Annotated in this window: 14 protein-coding genes; 3 read left to right on the top strand and 11 right to left on the bottom strand. The window is 70.6% G+C overall.

Going from position 1 to position 15,544, the window contains the following annotated elements:
• Positions 1–204: 204 nt before the first annotated feature.
• From ACZ53N_RS24635 to ACZ53N_RS24625, 3 genes are read left to right on the top strand one after another with little or no spacing between them, the layout of a single operon-like run.
• Positions 205–546 (top strand): darcynin family protein, encoded by a 342-nt coding sequence (locus ACZ53N_RS24635; RefSeq protein WP_469142954.1) that lies wholly within the window; start codon positions 205–207, stop codon positions 544–546.
• 56 nt (positions 547–602) lie between these two features.
• Complete coding sequence (locus ACZ53N_RS24630; protein ID WP_469142953.1) at positions 603–1,061, top strand: hypothetical protein; 459 nt, start codon at positions 603–605, stop codon at positions 1,059–1,061.
• Positions 1,058–2,671 (top strand): multicopper oxidase family protein, encoded by a 1,614-nt coding sequence (locus tag ACZ53N_RS24625; RefSeq protein ID WP_469142952.1) that lies wholly within the window; start codon positions 1,058–1,060, stop codon positions 2,669–2,671. The genes ACZ53N_RS24630 and ACZ53N_RS24625 overlap by 4 nt, the downstream gene beginning before the upstream one ends.
• 281 nt (positions 2,672–2,952) lie before the next feature.
• On the opposite strand, the gene metK is transcribed toward ACZ53N_RS24625, so the two are convergent.
• The 11 genes from metK to ACZ53N_RS24570 form a co-directional block, all read right to left on the bottom strand.
• Complete coding sequence (metK, locus tag ACZ53N_RS24620) at positions 2,953–4,161, bottom strand: methionine adenosyltransferase (protein WP_130876850.1); 1,209 nt, start codon at positions 4,159–4,161, stop codon at positions 2,953–2,955.
• 164 nt (positions 4,162–4,325) lie between these two features.
• Positions 4,326–5,534 carry a bifunctional phosphopantothenoylcysteine decarboxylase/phosphopantothenate--cysteine ligase CoaBC gene (gene coaBC / locus ACZ53N_RS24615; protein ID WP_469142951.1) on the bottom strand — a complete coding sequence of 403 codons (1,209 nt, stop codon included), beginning with the start codon at positions 5,532–5,534 and terminating at the stop codon, positions 4,326–4,328.
• 102 nt (positions 5,535–5,636) lie between these two features.
• Positions 5,637–5,909, bottom strand: coding sequence for a DNA-directed RNA polymerase subunit omega (gene rpoZ, locus ACZ53N_RS24610; RefSeq protein ID WP_004948662.1), 273 nt, complete (start codon positions 5,907–5,909; stop codon positions 5,637–5,639).
• An 81-nt stretch (positions 5,910–5,990) separates the two neighbouring features.
• Positions 5,991–6,581 (bottom strand): guanylate kinase, encoded by a 591-nt coding sequence (gene gmk / locus ACZ53N_RS24605; protein ID WP_469142950.1) that lies wholly within the window; start codon positions 6,579–6,581, stop codon positions 5,991–5,993.
• Between the two features lie 38 nt (positions 6,582–6,619).
• Positions 6,620–6,943, bottom strand: a complete 324-nt coding sequence (locus tag ACZ53N_RS24600) for an integration host factor (RefSeq protein WP_130876853.1) — start codon at positions 6,941–6,943, stop codon at positions 6,620–6,622.
• Positions 6,944–7,157: 214 nt separating this feature from the next.
• Complete coding sequence (pyrF, locus tag ACZ53N_RS24595) at positions 7,158–8,030, bottom strand: orotidine-5'-phosphate decarboxylase (RefSeq protein WP_469142949.1); 873 nt, start codon at positions 8,028–8,030, stop codon at positions 7,158–7,160.
• The gene (locus ACZ53N_RS24590) at positions 8,027–9,142 is read right to left on the bottom strand and encodes a quinone-dependent dihydroorotate dehydrogenase (RefSeq protein WP_469142948.1); all 1,116 of its coding nucleotides are present in this window, start codon (positions 9,140–9,142) and stop codon (positions 8,027–8,029) included. The genes pyrF and ACZ53N_RS24590 overlap by 4 nt, the downstream gene beginning before the upstream one ends.
• Before the next feature lie 86 nt (positions 9,143–9,228).
• The gene (gene carB / locus ACZ53N_RS24585; protein ID WP_469142947.1) at positions 9,229–12,537 is read right to left on the bottom strand and encodes a carbamoyl-phosphate synthase large subunit; all 3,309 of its coding nucleotides are present in this window, start codon (positions 12,535–12,537) and stop codon (positions 9,229–9,231) included.
• A complete protein-coding gene (gene carA / locus ACZ53N_RS24580) occupies positions 12,530–13,672 on the bottom strand; it encodes a glutamine-hydrolyzing carbamoyl-phosphate synthase small subunit (protein ID WP_469142946.1) in 1,143 nt (380 codons plus the stop codon). The genes carB and carA overlap by 8 nt, the downstream gene beginning before the upstream one ends.
• Positions 13,669–14,259: a PH-like domain-containing protein gene (locus ACZ53N_RS24575; RefSeq protein ID WP_469142945.1), complete on the bottom strand. Its 591-nt coding sequence runs from the start codon at positions 14,257–14,259 to the stop codon at positions 13,669–13,671. Before ACZ53N_RS24575 ends, carA begins: the two co-directional genes overlap by 4 nt.
• Positions 14,256–15,542: a dihydroorotase gene (locus ACZ53N_RS24570; RefSeq protein WP_130876858.1), complete on the bottom strand. Its 1,287-nt coding sequence runs from the start codon at positions 15,540–15,542 to the stop codon at positions 14,256–14,258. The genes ACZ53N_RS24575 and ACZ53N_RS24570 overlap by 4 nt, the downstream gene beginning before the upstream one ends.
• Positions 15,543–15,544 lie beyond the last annotated feature (2 nt).

Below are 15,544 nucleotides of genomic sequence, written 5' to 3'. Positions count from 1 at the left end.
TCAGCAGGGCGTCCAGGTTGTTCGTCACACAACGATCTTGGACGCCCTGTCTGCGTTCCCGGACACACCGTCAGCATTCGGAATGACTCGTCTAGGGGCCCGGGGCGCGGACCCGCTTGACAAAGTAAACACCTGTAACTTTAGCTGACCCCTCAAAAGTTAACGCCGTTAGCAAAAGCTCGCGGCTGTGATCCGGGGGGTCCCATGAAGTACGGCATCGTCTTGACCTACACGTTCGCCCCGCGCTGGCTGGCGCTGTCTCGCCCGGCGCGCAACGCGATGCGCGCCGAGCACATCGAGCCGGTGTTCGCCGCGTACGCGGACCGGGTCTCGGCCCGCTTCTTCGACGCCGAGGCGTTCCACGGCCGCTTCTCCGACTTCGCCGTACTGGAGACCGAGGACCTCGGCGCCTACTACTTCCTCGTCGAGGCGCTGCGCGACACCCCGCTCATCGCCGAGGGCTACCTGTCCTTCGGTGAGATCTTCCTGGGCGTCGCCGACGGCTTCGCGGAGTACGAGCGCACGCACCGCGCCGGGCTCCGGTAGCCCGCACCGCCGAGCGGTCCCCGAGACGACCAGGCCAGGAATCAGGGAGTTCAGTCATGCCCCATGCCGTCCCCGAGCTCATACCCGCCCCCGCTCCGACGGCTCCGCCCGAGCCCCCGCCTCGGCGGCGTTGGCCGCTGCGCCTGCTGCGGGCCGGCGCGGTGCTGGTGCTGCTGGACACCCTCGTACAGGCGGCCCTCGCGGGCCTGTTCGTGACCGGCGACCTCGATCTGCTGGCCTGGCACGCGGCGAACGCCGCCGTACTGGGCGCACTGACCGTCGTACAGACGGTGGCGGCGGTGCTGGTGTGGCGGCTGCTGCGCGGGCCGGGCTGGCCGGCCGCGGCGAGCGCCCTGCTGGTCGTGCTCGTCTCCGTGCAGCAGGGGCTGGGCGAGGCGCGCGTCCTGGCCGGGCACATGCCGCTCGGCATGGCCGTCTTCGGCTGCGCGACGGCCCTGACGTGCTGGGCCTACACCTACCGGCCGACTGCTCACGTCGCGGGCGGGGCGCGGTGAGCCCGCGGCGTACGGGCAGGCTGAGCCGCCGGGGGTTTCTGGGACTGACCGCCGGTGCGAGTGCGGCCATCACCCTGGGCGCGGCCGGCTACTCCCGCCTCGCGCAGCCCTCCACCGGACGGATCCTGCGCACGGTGGGTCCGGTTCCCGAACCGTTCCGGGCGCCGCTGGCGGTGCCGCCGGCGGCGCGCCCGGCCCGCACAGAGGCAGGCGCGGACTTCTACGAACTCGACCAGCGGGAGGGCCAGGTAGAGATCCTGCCCGGCCGCAAGACCACGGTCTGGGGTTACGACGGGATCTTCCCCGGCCCGACCTTCACCGCCCGCTCCGGGCGCCGCACGGTGGTGCACGTACGGAACATGCTCACCGTACCGACCGCGATGCACCTGCACGGAGGCGTCACCCCGCCCCAATCCGACGGATACCCCACCGACCTCGTGCTGCCCACACGCTGCGCCCCCGGCCAGAACCGCTACGACGCGACCGCCACCTCACCGGCGGCTCACTCGGCGCACGGGGACTCGATGCCGGGTGATACCACCACGGCGGTGCGTACCTACGACTATCCGCTGCCGCAGCGGGCCGCGACGCTCTGGTACCACGACCACCGGATGGACTTCTCCGCCCCTCAGGTCTGGCGCGGTCTGGCCGGCATGTTCATCGTCCGCGACGAGGAGGAGGACCGGCTCCCCCTGCCCGGCGGAGACCGCGACGTCCCGCTGATGCTCGCCGACCGCTCCTTCGAAGCGGACGGCTCCTTTCGCTACCCGGCCCTGGACCCCACCTGCACCCGGCGGCCGGGCGTCGAGGACGCCTACATGGACGGGGTGCTCGGCGACGTCCAGCTCGTCAACGGCGCACCTTGGCCCGAACTGGAAGTCTCCAACACCCGCTACCGGCTACGGCTGCTCAACGCCTCCAACGCCCGCCGCTACCAGCTGCGCCTGGACACCGAGGACGGCGCACACCCGCCGTTCGTCCAGATCGGCAGCGACGGCGGCCTGCTGGCCGCGCCCCAGCGCCTGGCCACGCTCACGATGGCGCCCGCCGAACGCTTCGACGTCGTCGTCGACTTCTCCCGGCATCCCGTCGGCACCCGCATCACCCTGGCCAACACGGCGGCCGACGGCAGGATGCGCCAGGTGATGCGCTTCCACATCGTGCGCGCCGAGAAGGACGACAGCCGGGTACCCGCCCGCCTGTCCGCCTTCGACAAGCTCACCGCGACCCGGGCGATGCCGGTGCGCTCCTTCGACTTCCGGCGCACGGGCGACGGTGAGGAGCGGCAGATGTGGACCATCAACGGGAAGCCGTTCAGCACATCGAAGGTGTGGGCCGCCCCGCGGCTGGGCAGCGTGGAACGCTGGCGGTTCAGCAGCGACTTCCACCATCCCGTCCACCTGCACCTTGCCCAGTTCCAGGTCGTCGCCCGCGGGAACAAGCCGCCGGATCCCTGCGACGCCGGGTGGAAGGACACCGTCGACGTGCGCCCGTACGAGGTCGTGGAAGTCCTCGCCCGGTTCGACGGATACCGGGGCCGCTACATGCTGCACTGCCACAACCTCGAACACGAGGACATGGCCATGATGGCCAACTTCGAAGTGGTCTAAGAGCCGTTGGCCCCACCGGAGGTGGTGCCGACGGGTCCACAGCCGAGGCTGCACCGGCGATTGCGCGTCCGCAAGCTGGGCCGCACAGTGTGCTCGCGTCAGGCGAGACTGCCAGCACATCATGTTGTTCGCGAGGGGGATCGACGGGACTGCGAACCCGGCGCCCACCGACCGTGTCGCGGATCGCTGCGTCCTTCCACATCCCGACCGGTCCCGTGATCGGCAGCACGACGGCCCCGGACCGAGCGGTCCGGGGCCGTCGTCAGACAGGCTGTGGAGGCTTACAGGCCGGCAGCCTTCTTCAGCGCGTCCACGCGGTCCGTGCGCTCCCACGTGAAGTCGGGCAGCTCACGGCCGAAGTGGCCGTACGCGGCGGTCTGCGCGTAGATGGGACGGAGCAGGTCCAGGTCGCGGATGATCGCGGCCGGACGGAGGTCGAAGACCTCGGCGATCGCGGTCTCGATCTTCTCGACCTCGACCGTGGCGGTCCCGAAGGTCTCGACGAACAGACCCACCGGCTCGGCCTTGCCGATCGCGTACGCGACCTGCACCTCGCAGCGCGTGGCGAGACCGGCGGCGACCACGTTCTTCGCGACCCAGCGCATCGCGTACGCGGCCGAGCGGTCGACCTTGGACGGGTCCTTGCCCGAGAAGGCACCGCCGCCGTGGCGGGCCATGCCGCCGTAGGTGTCGATGATGATCTTGCGGCCGGTCAGACCGGCGTCGCCCATCGGGCCGCCGATCTCGAAGCGGCCGGTCGGGTTGACCAGGAGGCGGTAGCCCTCGGTGTCGAGCTTGATGCCGTCCTCGATCAGCTCCTTGAGGACGTGCTCGACGACGAACTCGCGGATGTCGGGAGCGAGCAGCGAGTCCAGGTCGATGTCGGACGCGTGCTGCGAGGAGACGACCACGGTGTCCAGGCGCACGGCCTTGTTGCCGTCGTACTCGATGGTGACCTGGGTCTTGCCGTCGGGGCGCAGGTAGGGGATGGTCCCGTTCTTGCGGACCTCCGACAGACGGCGGGAGAGCCGGTGCGCCAGGTGGATCGGCAGCGGCATCAGCTCGGGCGTCTCGTCGCAGGCGTAACCGAACATCAGGCCCTGGTCGCCGGCGCCCTGCTTGTCGAGCTCGTCCTCGTCGCCCTCGACCCGCTGCTCATAAGCGGTGTCGACACCCTGGGCGATGTCCGGCGACTGCGCGCCGATGGAGACCGAGACGCCACAGGAAGCGCCGTCGAAGCCCTTCTTGGACGAGTCGTAACCGATCTCGAGGATCTTGTTGCGCACCAGAGAGGCGATCGGCGCGTAAGCCTTCGTCGTCACCTCGCCGGCCACGTGCACGAGGCCGGTGGTGATCAAGGTCTCGACGGCGACCCGGGAGGTCGGGTCCTCCTTGAGGAGCGCGTCGAGGATGGTGTCGCTGATCTGGTCAGCGATCTTGTCGGGGTGACCTTCGGTCACAGACTCCGAGGTGAACAGGCGGCGGGACACATCGCTCCCTGGGGTTGCAGCGGCTGCTGGCTGATCATTTATGGACCCGGCCGAGAGCTGCGCTCGACCCGGATCCGGAGGTCAGTTTATCCGGCGTTCCCGTGGTTGGGGCATGCTGTCGCGCATCAAGCCCTGCGTGACCTGCGACACCTGCCCCCGCGGGCTCAGGAAAGCCGCGGTGCCACGAGGTCCCAGACGGTGTCGGCGAGGTCCTCCTTCGGGCCGTGCGGAACGGCGGTCTCACTGCCGTCCGCGCCGAGCACAACCGCCTCGTTCTCCTCGGAACCGAACGTCTTTCGCTCCCCCACCTCATTGACAACCAGCAGGTCACAGCCCTTTCGGGCCAGCTTGGCACGACCGTTGGCCAGCACCTCGTCGGTCTCGGCCGCGAAGCCGACGACGACCTGTCCGGGGCGCGCCCGGTCCGCCGAGATCTCGGCGAGGATGTCGGGGTTGCGGACGAGCGCGACCGGCTCGGGTTCCCGGCCGTCGCGCTTTTTGATTTTGCCCTCGGCGTATCGCTCGGGCCGGAAGTCGGCCACCGCGGCCGCCATCACCACGGCGTCCGCGTCCGCTGCGGCCGCCAGGACCGCCTCGCGCATCTGCACCGCCGTGCCGACCCGGACCACGTCCGCGCCGGCCGGGTCGGGCAGCTCGCTGTTGGCGGCGACGAGCGTCACCCTGGCCCCCCGGGCGACGGCCGTACGGGCCAGGGCGTACCCCTGCTTGCCCGAGGAGCGGTTGCCGAGGAAGCGGACCGGGTCGAGCGGCTCGCGGGTGCCGCCCGCGCTGATCACCACATGGCGGCCGGCCAGGTCCGCCGTGGGCCGCCCGGCGCCGCGCGCCAGCACCCGGCGGCAGACCTCGAAGATCTCGCCCGGGTCCGGCAGCCGGCCCTTGCCGGTGTCGACGCCCGTGAGGCGGCCGACGGCGGGCTCGATGACGATCGCGCCCCGGCGGCGCAGGGTGGCGACGTTCTCCTGGGTGGCCTGGTTCTCCCACATCTCCGTGTGCATCGCCGGGGCGAAGACGACCGGGCAGCGCGCGGTGAGCAGGGTGTTGGTCAGCAGGTCGTCGGCGAGGCCGTGGGCGGCCTTGGCGAGCATGTCGGCGGTGGCGGGCGCCACGACGACGAGCTCGGCCTCCTGCCCGATCCGCACGTGCGGCACCTCGTGGACGCTCTCCCACACCTCGGTGCCCGCCGGGTTCCCGGACAGGGCGGACCAGGTCGCCTCGCCCACGAAGTGCAGCGCCGACGCGGTCGGTACGACCCGGACGTCATGGCCCGACTCGGTGAGGCGGCGCAGCAGCTCGCACGCCTTGTAGGCGGCGATCCCGCCGCTGACCCCCAGGACGACCTTGGGCTTGTCCATCGCTTCGCTTCTCCCCGCGCAGTGGTGCGTACGTACGGTCTATGACACACCACAGGCCCGGCAGCTGCGCTGCCGGGCCTGTGGTGATGAAAAACCGAATGCTTACTGAGCCGGGGCCTCGATGGCCTCGGAGGTCAGCAGGCCCGCGTTGATCTCGCGGAGCGCGATGGAGAGCGGCTTCTCGTGGACGTGGGTGTCCACCAGCGGGCCGACGTACTCCAGCAGGCCCTCGCCGAGCTGCGAGTAGTACGCGTTGATCTGGCGCGCACGCTTGGCGGCGTAGATCACCAGGCTGTACTTCGAGTCGGTTGCCTCGAGCAGCTCATCAATCGGCGGGTTGATGATGCCCTCGGGCGCGGTGATGGAAGAGGACACTCTCTGCCTTCCGAAGGGGGGTGGAGAAGGAGGTGAAGCTTCGAGTTTCGGGTCGGCACAATTCTCTGAGCCAACCCCAGCTCAACGCAGCAAGGCTAGCAGCTCCCGCGCGACGTCCTCGACGGAGGTGTTGACCAGCGTCGTATCGAACTCGGGCTCGGCCGCCAGCTCGATCTTCGCGGCGGCCAGCCGGCGCTCGATGACGTCCGGCGACTCGGTGCCGCGGCCGGTGAGCCGACGGACCAGCTCGTCCCAGCTCGGCGGGGCGAGGAAGACCAGCTGGGCCTCCGGCATGGACGTGCGGACCAGCCGCGCACCCTGGAGGTCGATCTCCAGCAGGACGGGCTCGCCCGCCTCCAGGCGGTCGAGCACCGCCTGCCGGGGCGTGCCGTAGCGGTTGCCCGCGAACTCGGCCCACTCCAGCAGCTCGCCGTTGGCGATGAGCTTGTCGAACTGCTCGTCGTCGACGAAGAAGTAGTGGACGCCGTCCCGCTCACCGGGCCGCGGCTTGCGGGTGGTGGCGGAGACCGAGAGCCATACCTCGGGGTGTGCCTTGCGCATATGGGCGACGACCGTGCTCTTACCGACCCCGGAGGGGCCGGAGAGCACGGTCAGCCGCGGTTGTCTGGCCGGGGGTACGGGGGACGTCCCCCGGGAGACTGCAGTACTCATGCAGCGATTATCCCGGTTCCCGGGAGTGCCTGGGAACGTCAGGCGGCTTTGCCGCCGAACTCACGCTCAAGAGAGGCGATCTGATTCGTGCCGAGCCCGCGCACGCGGCGGCTCTCGGAAATGCCGAGCCGCTCCATGATCTGCTTCGCGCGAACCTTGCCCACACCGGGAAGGCTCTCCAGGAGAGCGCTGACCTTCATCTTGCCGATGACATCGTTCTCCTGGCCCTGCTTGATCACGTCATGCAGCGAGGCGCCGGAGTGCTTGAGTCGATTCTTGACCTCGGCGCGCTCCCGGCGAGCCGCGGCGGCCTTCTCGAGCGCGGCTGCGCGCTGTTCAGGGGTAAGGGGCGGAAGAGCCACGCCTACGTCACCTCGGATGTCGAACTGTCGGATAAGGACCGGTGAGGAACCTAGTCGGCCCACACCTGCGGAGCAACGAGCAACGCGCTTGCTCGTTCGCTCTCGTCGGAGACTAGCGGCCGATCCCGCTCCAGTCAGCGAGAACAGACGAAAAGTCCTGGTCAGACTCTCTCGACCAGGACTTTTCTGGACATACTGACCAACAATTTTGGCGTTAACGCGACGCAGCCGTGTCCACGGCGTCCCGTACCTCACCGGCGAACCGGTCGGCACTCGCGCGCAGCGCGGCCACGTCCGGACCGTGCCGCAGCACACCGCGGCTGACGTTCGGGACGACGTCGCGGACGGCCGCGCCGAAGACCCGGGGCAGGTCGGCGGGGGTGGCGCCCTGCGCGCCGATGCCCGGAGCGAGCAGCGGACCGTTGATCGCGAGGTCCACGCCGGCCGCGCCGAGCGTGTCGCCCAGGGTCGCGCCGACCACCGCACCGTACGAGCCCATGGGCGCGGCGTCAGCGTTTTCGGCCTTCACGTGCTCCAGAATCGTCGCCGCGACGCTCGCGCCCCCGGCGCGCACCGCGTGCTGGACCTCCGCGCCCTCCGGGTTGGAGGTGAGCGCGAGGACGAAGACGCCGGTGCCGCTCTCGCGCGCCAGGTCCAGGGCGGGGCGCAGCGAGCCGTAGCCGAGGTAGGGGCTGACGGTGACCGCGTCGGAGAAGAGCGGCGAGGCCGGGTCGAGGTAGGTCGCGGCGTAGGCGGCCATGGTCGAGCCGATGTCGCCGCGCTTGGCGTCCATCAGGACCAGCGCGCCGGCCGCCCGGGAGTCGGCGACGGCCTGCTCCAGGACGGCGATGCCGCGCGAGCCGAAGCGCTCGAAGAAGGCGGACTGCGGCTTGAGGACGGCGACGCGGTCGGCCAGGGCCTCGACGACGGTGCGGGTGAAGCGCTCCAGGCCCGCGATGTCGTCGGACAGGCCCCAGTCGGCGAGCAGGGCGGCGTGCGGGTCGATGCCGACGCACAGCGGGCCGCGCTCGTCCATGGCACGGCGCAGGCGGGCGCCGAAGGGCTCCAGAGGGGTGATGGAGGTCATGCGGTCGCCTTCCGGGTCTCGGCGCCGACGGCCTCGGCGAGGGTGGCGTAGGGGCTGGCGGCGAGCTTCTCGGCCAGGCCCCGGTGGATCTTCCGGCACCAGAACGGGCCCTCGTAGATGAAGGCGCTGTAGCCCTGCACGAGGGTGGCGCCCGCCAGGATGCGCTCCCACGCGTCGTCGGCGGTCTCGATGCCCCCGACGCCCACGAGGGTGATCCGGTCGCCCACACGGGCGTACAGACGGCTCAGGACCTCCAGCGAGCGGGCCTTGAGGGGGGCGCCGGACAGGCCGCCGGCCCCGATGGCCTCGACGGTGCGCTTCGGCGTCTTCAGGCCGAGCCCGTCGCGGGCGATGGTGGTGTTGGTGGCGATGATGCCGTCCAGGCCCAGCTCGAGCGCGAGATCGGCGACGGCGTCGACATCCTCGTCGGCGAGGTCGGGGGCGATCTTCACCAGCAGCGGCACCCGCCGGGTGGTGACCGTGCGGTCGGCTGCCTCGCGCACGGCGGTCAGCAGCGGCCGCAGCGCCTCGGTGGCCTGGAGGTTGCGCAGCCCCGGCGTGTTCGGGGAGGAGACGTTGACGACCAGGTAGTCGGCGTGCGCGGCGAGGCGCTCGGTGGAGGTGACGTAGTCGGCGACGGCCTCGTCCTCCGGGACGATCTTGGTCTTGCCGATGTTGACGCCCACGGTCGTCCTGAAGACCTCCTCGCGGGCCGCCAGCCGCTCCGCGACGACCGCCGAGCCGTCGTTGTTGAAGCCCATGCGGTTGACGAGCGCGCGGTCGGCGACGAGGCGGAAGAGCCGCTTCTTGGGGTTGCCGGGCTGCGGCTGTCCGGTGACGGTGCCGATCTCGACGTGGTCGAAGCCGAGCATCGTCATGCCGTCGATGGCGGTGGCGTTCTTGTCGAAGCCGGCGGCGAGGCCGAAGGGGCCGTGCATGCGCAGGCCGAACGCCTCGGTGCGCAGCGCCTTGTGGCGGGGCGCGAGGACGGCCGCGACGAACGTGCGCAGCACCGGGACGCGGGCGGCACAGCGGATCCAGCCGAAGGCCAGGTGATGAGCCCGCTCGGGGTCCATCCGCTGGAAGAGCAGTCGGAAGAGGAGGGAGTACATGGGGGCCAGACCTTCGTAGGGCGAGCGGGGTATCCGTCAGGACCGCCCGCCCGCCCCGGTGGCGGGGCGGGCGGGCGGGAGAGGGACTACTGCCGGGCGGCGGTCAGGCGCTCCGCGTGCTCCTGCAGGGAACACACGCCGACGTCACCGCGGGTGAGTGCCTCGATACCCTGGACGGCGGCCGCGAGGGCCTGGACCGTGGTCAGGCACGGCACCGCGCGGGCGACCGCGGCGGTGCGGATCTCATAGCCGTCGAGGCGGCCACCGGTGCCGTACGGGGTGTTGACGATCAGGTCGACCTGGCCGTCGTGGATGAGCTGGACGATCGTCTTCTCGCCGTTCGGGCCCTCGCCCTCGCTCTGCTTGCGCACGACGGTGGCGTTGATGCCGTTGCGCTTGAGCACCTCGGCGGTGCCGGAGGTGGCGAGCAGCTCGAAGCCGTGGGCGACCAGCTCACGGGCCGGGAAGATCATCGAGCGCTTGTCGCGGTTGGCGACGGAGACGAACGCGCGGCCCTTGGTGGGCAGCGCGCCGTACGCGCCGGCCTGCGACTTGGCGTAGGCCGTGCCGAAGACCTTGTCGATGCCCATGACCTCGCCGGTGGAGCGCATCTCCGGGCCGAGGACGGTGTCCACGCCGCGGCCGGAGGCGTCGCGGAAGCGGCTCCACGGCATCACGGCCTCCTTGACGGAGATCGGCGCGTCGAGCGGCAGGGTGCCGCCGTCGCCCTCCTTGGGCAGCATGCCCTCCGCGCGCAGCTCCGCGACGGTCGCGCCCAGCGAGATGCGGGCCGCGGCCTTGGCGAGCGGCACGGCGGTCGCCTTCGAGGTGAAGGGGACCGTGCGGGAGGCGCGGGGGTTGGCCTCCAGCACGTAGAGGATGTCGCCGGCCATGGCGAACTGGATGTTGATCAGGCCGCGGACGCCGACGCCCTTGGCGATGGCCTCGGTGGAGTTCCGCAGCCGCTTGATGTCGAAGCCGCCGAGGGTGATCGGGGGCAGCGCGCACGCGGAGTCGCCGGAGTGGATGCCGGCCTCCTCGATGTGCTCCATGACGCCGCCGAGGTAGAGCTCGTGGCCGTCGTAGAGCGCGTCGACGTCGATCTCGATGGCGTCGTCGAGGAAGCGGTCGATGAGGACCGGGTGCTCGGAGATCAGACCGGCGTGGCGGGTGAGGTACTCCCCCAGCGAGGGCTCGTCGTAGACGATCTCCATGCCGCGGCCGCCGAGCACGTAGGACGGGCGGACCATGACCGGGTAGCCGATCTCGGCGGCGATGCCCTTGGCCTCCTCGAAGGAGAAGGCGGTGCCGTACTTCGGCGCGGGCAGCCCGGCCTCGGTCAGCACCCGGCCGAAGGCGCCGCGCTCCTCGGCGAGGTCGATGGCCTCGGGCGAGGTGCCGACGATCGGCACGCCGTTGTCCTTGAGGGCCTGGGCGAGGCCGAGCGGGGTCTGGCCGCCGAGCTGGACGATGACGCCCGCGACGGGACCGGCGAGGGTCTCGGCGTGGACGATCTCCAGGACGTCCTCCAGGGTGAGCGGCTCGAAGTAGAGCCGGTCGGAGGTGTCGTAGTCGGTGGAGACGGTCTCGGGGTTGCAGTTGACCATCACGGTCTCGTAGCCGGCGTCGCTGAGCGCGAAGGAGGCGTGGACACAGGAGTAGTCGAACTCGATGCCCTGGCCGATGCGGTTCGGACCCGAGCCGAGGATGATCACGGCGGCCTTCTCGCGCGGCGCGACCTCGGACTCCTCGTCGTAGGACGAGTAGAAGTACGGGGTCTTCGCGGCGAACTCGGCGGCGCAGGTGTCGACCGTCTTGTAGACCGGGCGGACGCCGAGCGCGTGCCGGACCTCGCGGACGACGTCCTCGCGCAGGCCGCGGATCGCGCCGATCTGGGCGTCGGAGAAGCCGTGGCGCTTGGCCTCGGCGAGGATCTCCGGCTCCAGCTTCTCGGCGGCGGCGAGCTCCTGGGCGATCTCGTGGATCAGGAAGAGCTGGTCGACGAACCACGGGTCGATCTTCGTGGCGTCGAAGATCTCCGCCGCGCTCGCCCCGGCACGGATGGCGTCCATGACCGTGTTGATCCGGCCGTCGGTCGGCACGACGGCCTTCGCGAGCAGCTCGGCCTTGTCACCGGCCGTGGAGGCGAAGTCGAACTGCGAGCCCTTCTTCTCCAGCGAGCGCAGCGCCTTCTGCAGCGCCTCGGTGAAGTTACGGCCGATGGCCATGGCCTCGCCGACCGACTTCATGGTCGTGGTCAGCGTGGCGTCCGCGGCCGGGAACTTCTCGAACGCGAAGCGCGGCACCTTGACAACGACATAGTCGAGCGTGGGCTCGAAGGACGCCGGGGTCTTCTCGGTGATGTCGTTCGGGATCTCGTCGAGGGTGTAGCCGACGGCGAGCCGGGCGGCGATCTTCGCGATCGGGAAGCCGGTGGCCTTGGAGGCCAGCGCGGAGGACCGGGAGACGCGCGGGTTCATCTCGATGACGATGATCCGGCCGTCGTCGGGGTTGACGGCGAACTGGATGTTGCAGCCGCCGGTGTCGACGCCGACCTCGCGGATGATCGCGATGCCGATGTCGCGCAGCCGCTGGTACTCGCGGTCGGTCAGCGTCATCGCCGGGGCGACGGTGATCGAGTCACCGGTGTGCACGCCCATCGGGTCGAAGTTCTCGATGGAGCAGACGACCACGACGTTGTCGTTCTTGTCGCGCATCAGCTCCAGCTCGTACTCCTTCCAGCCGAGGATGGACTCCTCCAGGAGCACCTCGGTGGTCGGGGAGAGCGTGAGGCCCTGGCCGGCGATGCGGCGCAGTTCCTCCTCGTCGTGGGCGAAGCCGGAGCCGGCGCCGCCCATGGTGAACGAGGGGCGGACGACGACGGGGTAGCCGCCGAGGGTGTCGACGCCCGCGATGACCTCGTCCATCGTGTGGCAGATGACCGAGCGGGCGGACTCGCCGTGCCCGATCTTGGCGTGGACGGCCTCGACGACACCCTTGAACAGGTCGCGGTCCTCGCCCTTGTTGATCGCTTCGACGTTGGCGCCGATGAGCTCGACGCCGTACTTCTCCAGCACGCCGTTCTCGTGCATGGAGATCGCGGTGTTGAGCGCGGTCTGGCCGCCGAGGGTGGGCAGGAGCGCGTCGGGGCGCTCCTTGGCGATGATCTTCTCGACGAACTCCGGGGTGATCGGCTCGACGTACGTGGCGTCGGCGATCTCCGGGTCGGTCATGATCGTGGCCGGGTTGGAGTTGACGAGGATGACCCGCAGGCCCTCGGACTTCAGCACCCGGCAGGCCTGGGTGCCGGAGTAGTCGAACTCCGCTGCCTGGCCGATGACGATCGGGCCGGAGCCGATGACCAGGACGGACTGGATATCGGTGCGCTTAGGCACGCTGGCCCTCCATGAGCTTCACGAAGCGGTCGAACAGGTACGCGGCGTCGTGCGGACCGGCTGCTGCCTCGGGGTGGTACTGGACGCTGAAAGCCGGCTGGTCGAGCAGCTGGAGCCCTTCCACCACGTCGTCGTTGAGACAGACGTGGGAGACCTCGACGCGGCCGTAGGGGGTGTCGGTCGCGGCGTCGAGCGGGGCGTCGACGGCGAAACCGTGGTTGTGCGCGGTGACCTCGACCTTGCCGGTCGTGCGGTCCTGCACGGGCTGGTTGATGCCGCGGTGTCCGTACTTCAGCTTGTACGTGCCGAAGCCGAGCGCGCGGCCGAGGATCTGGTTGCCGAAGCAGATGCCGAAGAGCGGCGTCTTGCGCTCCAGGACGGTCCGCATCACGGAGACCGGGTGGTCGGCGGTGGCCGGGTCGCCCGGGCCGTTGGAGAAGAACACCCCGTCGGGGTCGAGGGCGTAGATGTCCTCCGCGGTGGCGGTGGCGGGCAGGACGTGCACCTCGATGCCGCGCTCGGCCATCCGGTGCGGGGTCATGCCCTTGATGCCGAGGTCGATCGCGGCGACGGTGAACTTCTTCGCACCGATCGCGGGGACGACGTACGCCTCCTTGGTGGCGACCTCTGCGGCGAGGTCGGCGCCCTTCATCTCGGGGGCCCGGCGCACCTCGGCGAGCATGGTGTCCGCGTCGGGCAGGTTGTCGCCGGAGAAGATGCCGACCCGCATGGCGCCGCTCTCGCGGAGGTGGCGGGTGAGGGCGCGGGTGTCGATGCCGCTGATGCCGACGACGCCCTGGGCGACGAGTTCCTCGTCGAGGGAGCGGCGCGAGCGCCAGTTGGAGGGGATCCGGGCGGGGTCGCGCACCACGTAGCCGGCGACCCAGATACGGCCGGACTCGGGGTCCTCGTCGTTGACGCCGGTGTTGCCGACGTGCGGGGCGGTCATGACGACCACCTGACGGTGGTAGGAGGGATCGGTCAGGGTCTCCTGGTAGCCGGACATGCCGGTGTTGAAGACCGCCTCGCCGAAGGTCACCCCCACGGCCCCGTAGGCGCGGCCGCGGAAGGTACGGCCGTCCTCCAGGACGAGTACGGCGGGAACCTTGCTGGCTCCCCGGGTGGAGGTCGTCATCGTGCGCCTTCCGTCTGGTTCTCGTTGTGCTGTGCTTGTGCCGGTGCCTGGATCGAGGTGATCGCCTCGACCCAGGCCGCGTGCTCGGCGGCCCGGTCGGAGCGGAAGCCGGAGTCCAGCTGCTTGCCGCCGTGCTCCCAGGTGATCACCAGCAGGCCGCCCTCGGCGAGGACCTTGCCGGCGATGCCCTTGTCCAGCCGGGCGCCGCGCAGCCGGTCACCGGGGATGAAGAAGTCCTGCGCCCCCGGCCGGACGACGCCGAGGCCTTGGTCCGTCAGGGTGAGCTCGACGCGGCTGCGGGTGCCGAGGCCGTGCGCGACCACCCGGTCGAGCCACTGCCCGGCGGTGGTGGAGCCGTGGTAGCGCCCGGTCATGGTGAGCGAGGGCGTGCCCGGCTCGTCGGGGAGGGCGGGCAGCTCGGGCAGGTCGCCCTGGAGCGTGGCCCGCCACTTCCAGCCCTCGCGCATCAGCCAGTAGACGAGCGCGACGAAGAGCAGCAGCCCGACGACCCAGCCGACGCGCGCGGCCCAGTCGGTGACGTCCGCGGACTTCTGTTCCGCCGCCAGGTTGATCAGTGCAGATGTCACGCGAGATTCCCGTCCACGACCGTTGCCCGGCCCCGCAGGAAGGTGTGGGTGACGCGCCCCGGCAGCTCACGGCCCTCGTAAGGGGTGTTGCGGCTGCGGGAGGCGAAGCCCGCGGGGTCCACGACACCACGGTAAGCGGAATCGAGCAGGGTGAGGTTGGCGGGCTCCCCGGCGGCGATCGGCCGTCCGTGTCCTTCGAGGCGGCCGATGGCGGCCGGGCGGACGGACATCCGGTCGGCGACGGCCTCCCAGTCGAGGAGACCGGTGTCGACCATCGTGTGCTGGACGACGGACAGGGCGGTCTCCAGCCCCACCATGCCCATGGCCGCCGCGCCCCACTCGCAGTCCTTGTCCTCGTGCGGGTGCGGGGCGTGGTCGGTGGCGACGATGTCGATGGTGCCGTCGGCGAGGGCCTCGCGCAGGGCCATCACGTCGGCCTCCGTGCGCAGCGGCGGGTTGACCTTGTAGACCGGGTTGTACGAGCGCACCAGCTCGTCGGTGAGGAGCAGGTGGTGCGGGGTGACCTCGGCGGTCACGTCGATGCCGCGGGACTTGGCCCAGCGGACGATCTCGACGGAGCCGGCGGTGGAGAGGTGGCAGATGTGCACGCGGGAGCCGACGTGCTCGGCGAGGAGCACATCGCGGGCGATGATCGACTCCTCGGCGACGGCGGGCCAGCCACCGAGGCCGAGCTCGGCGGAGACGATGCCCTCGTTCATCTGGGCGCCCTCGGTGAGGCGGGGCTCCTGGGCGTGCTGGGCGACGACGCCGTCGAAGGCCTTCACGTACTCCAGCGCGCGGCGCATGATCACCGCGTCGTCCACGCACTTGCCGTCGTCGGAGAAGACCCGCACCCCGGCGGCCGACTCGTGCATCGCGCCGAGCTCGGCGAGCTTCTTGCCCTCCAGGCCGACGGTGACCGCGCCGATGGGCTGCACGTCGCAGTAGCCGGACTCCTTGCCGAGCCGCCAGACCTGCTCGACGACGCCCGCGGTGTCGGCGACGGGGAAGGTGTTGGCCATGGCGAAGACGGCCGTGAAGCCGCCACTGGCCGCGGCGCGGGTGCCGGTCAGGACCGTCTCGGAGTCCTCGCGGCCGGGCTCGCGCAGATGGGTGTGGAGATCGACGAGGCCCGGCAGCAGGATCCGGCCGTCGGCCTCGATGACCTGGGCGCCCTCGGCGGACAGGCCCGTACCGACCTCGGCGATGGTCTCGCCGTCGATGAGGACGTCCTGCGGCTCGCCGCCGAGGACCTTCGCACCGCGAATAAGGATCTTGCTCATGA

This window comes from Streptomyces sp. NPDC033229 (assembly GCF_055576875.1).
Note: the sequence above shows the minus strand (reverse complement) of the source record. Positions and strands in the feature narration are given on the sequence as shown.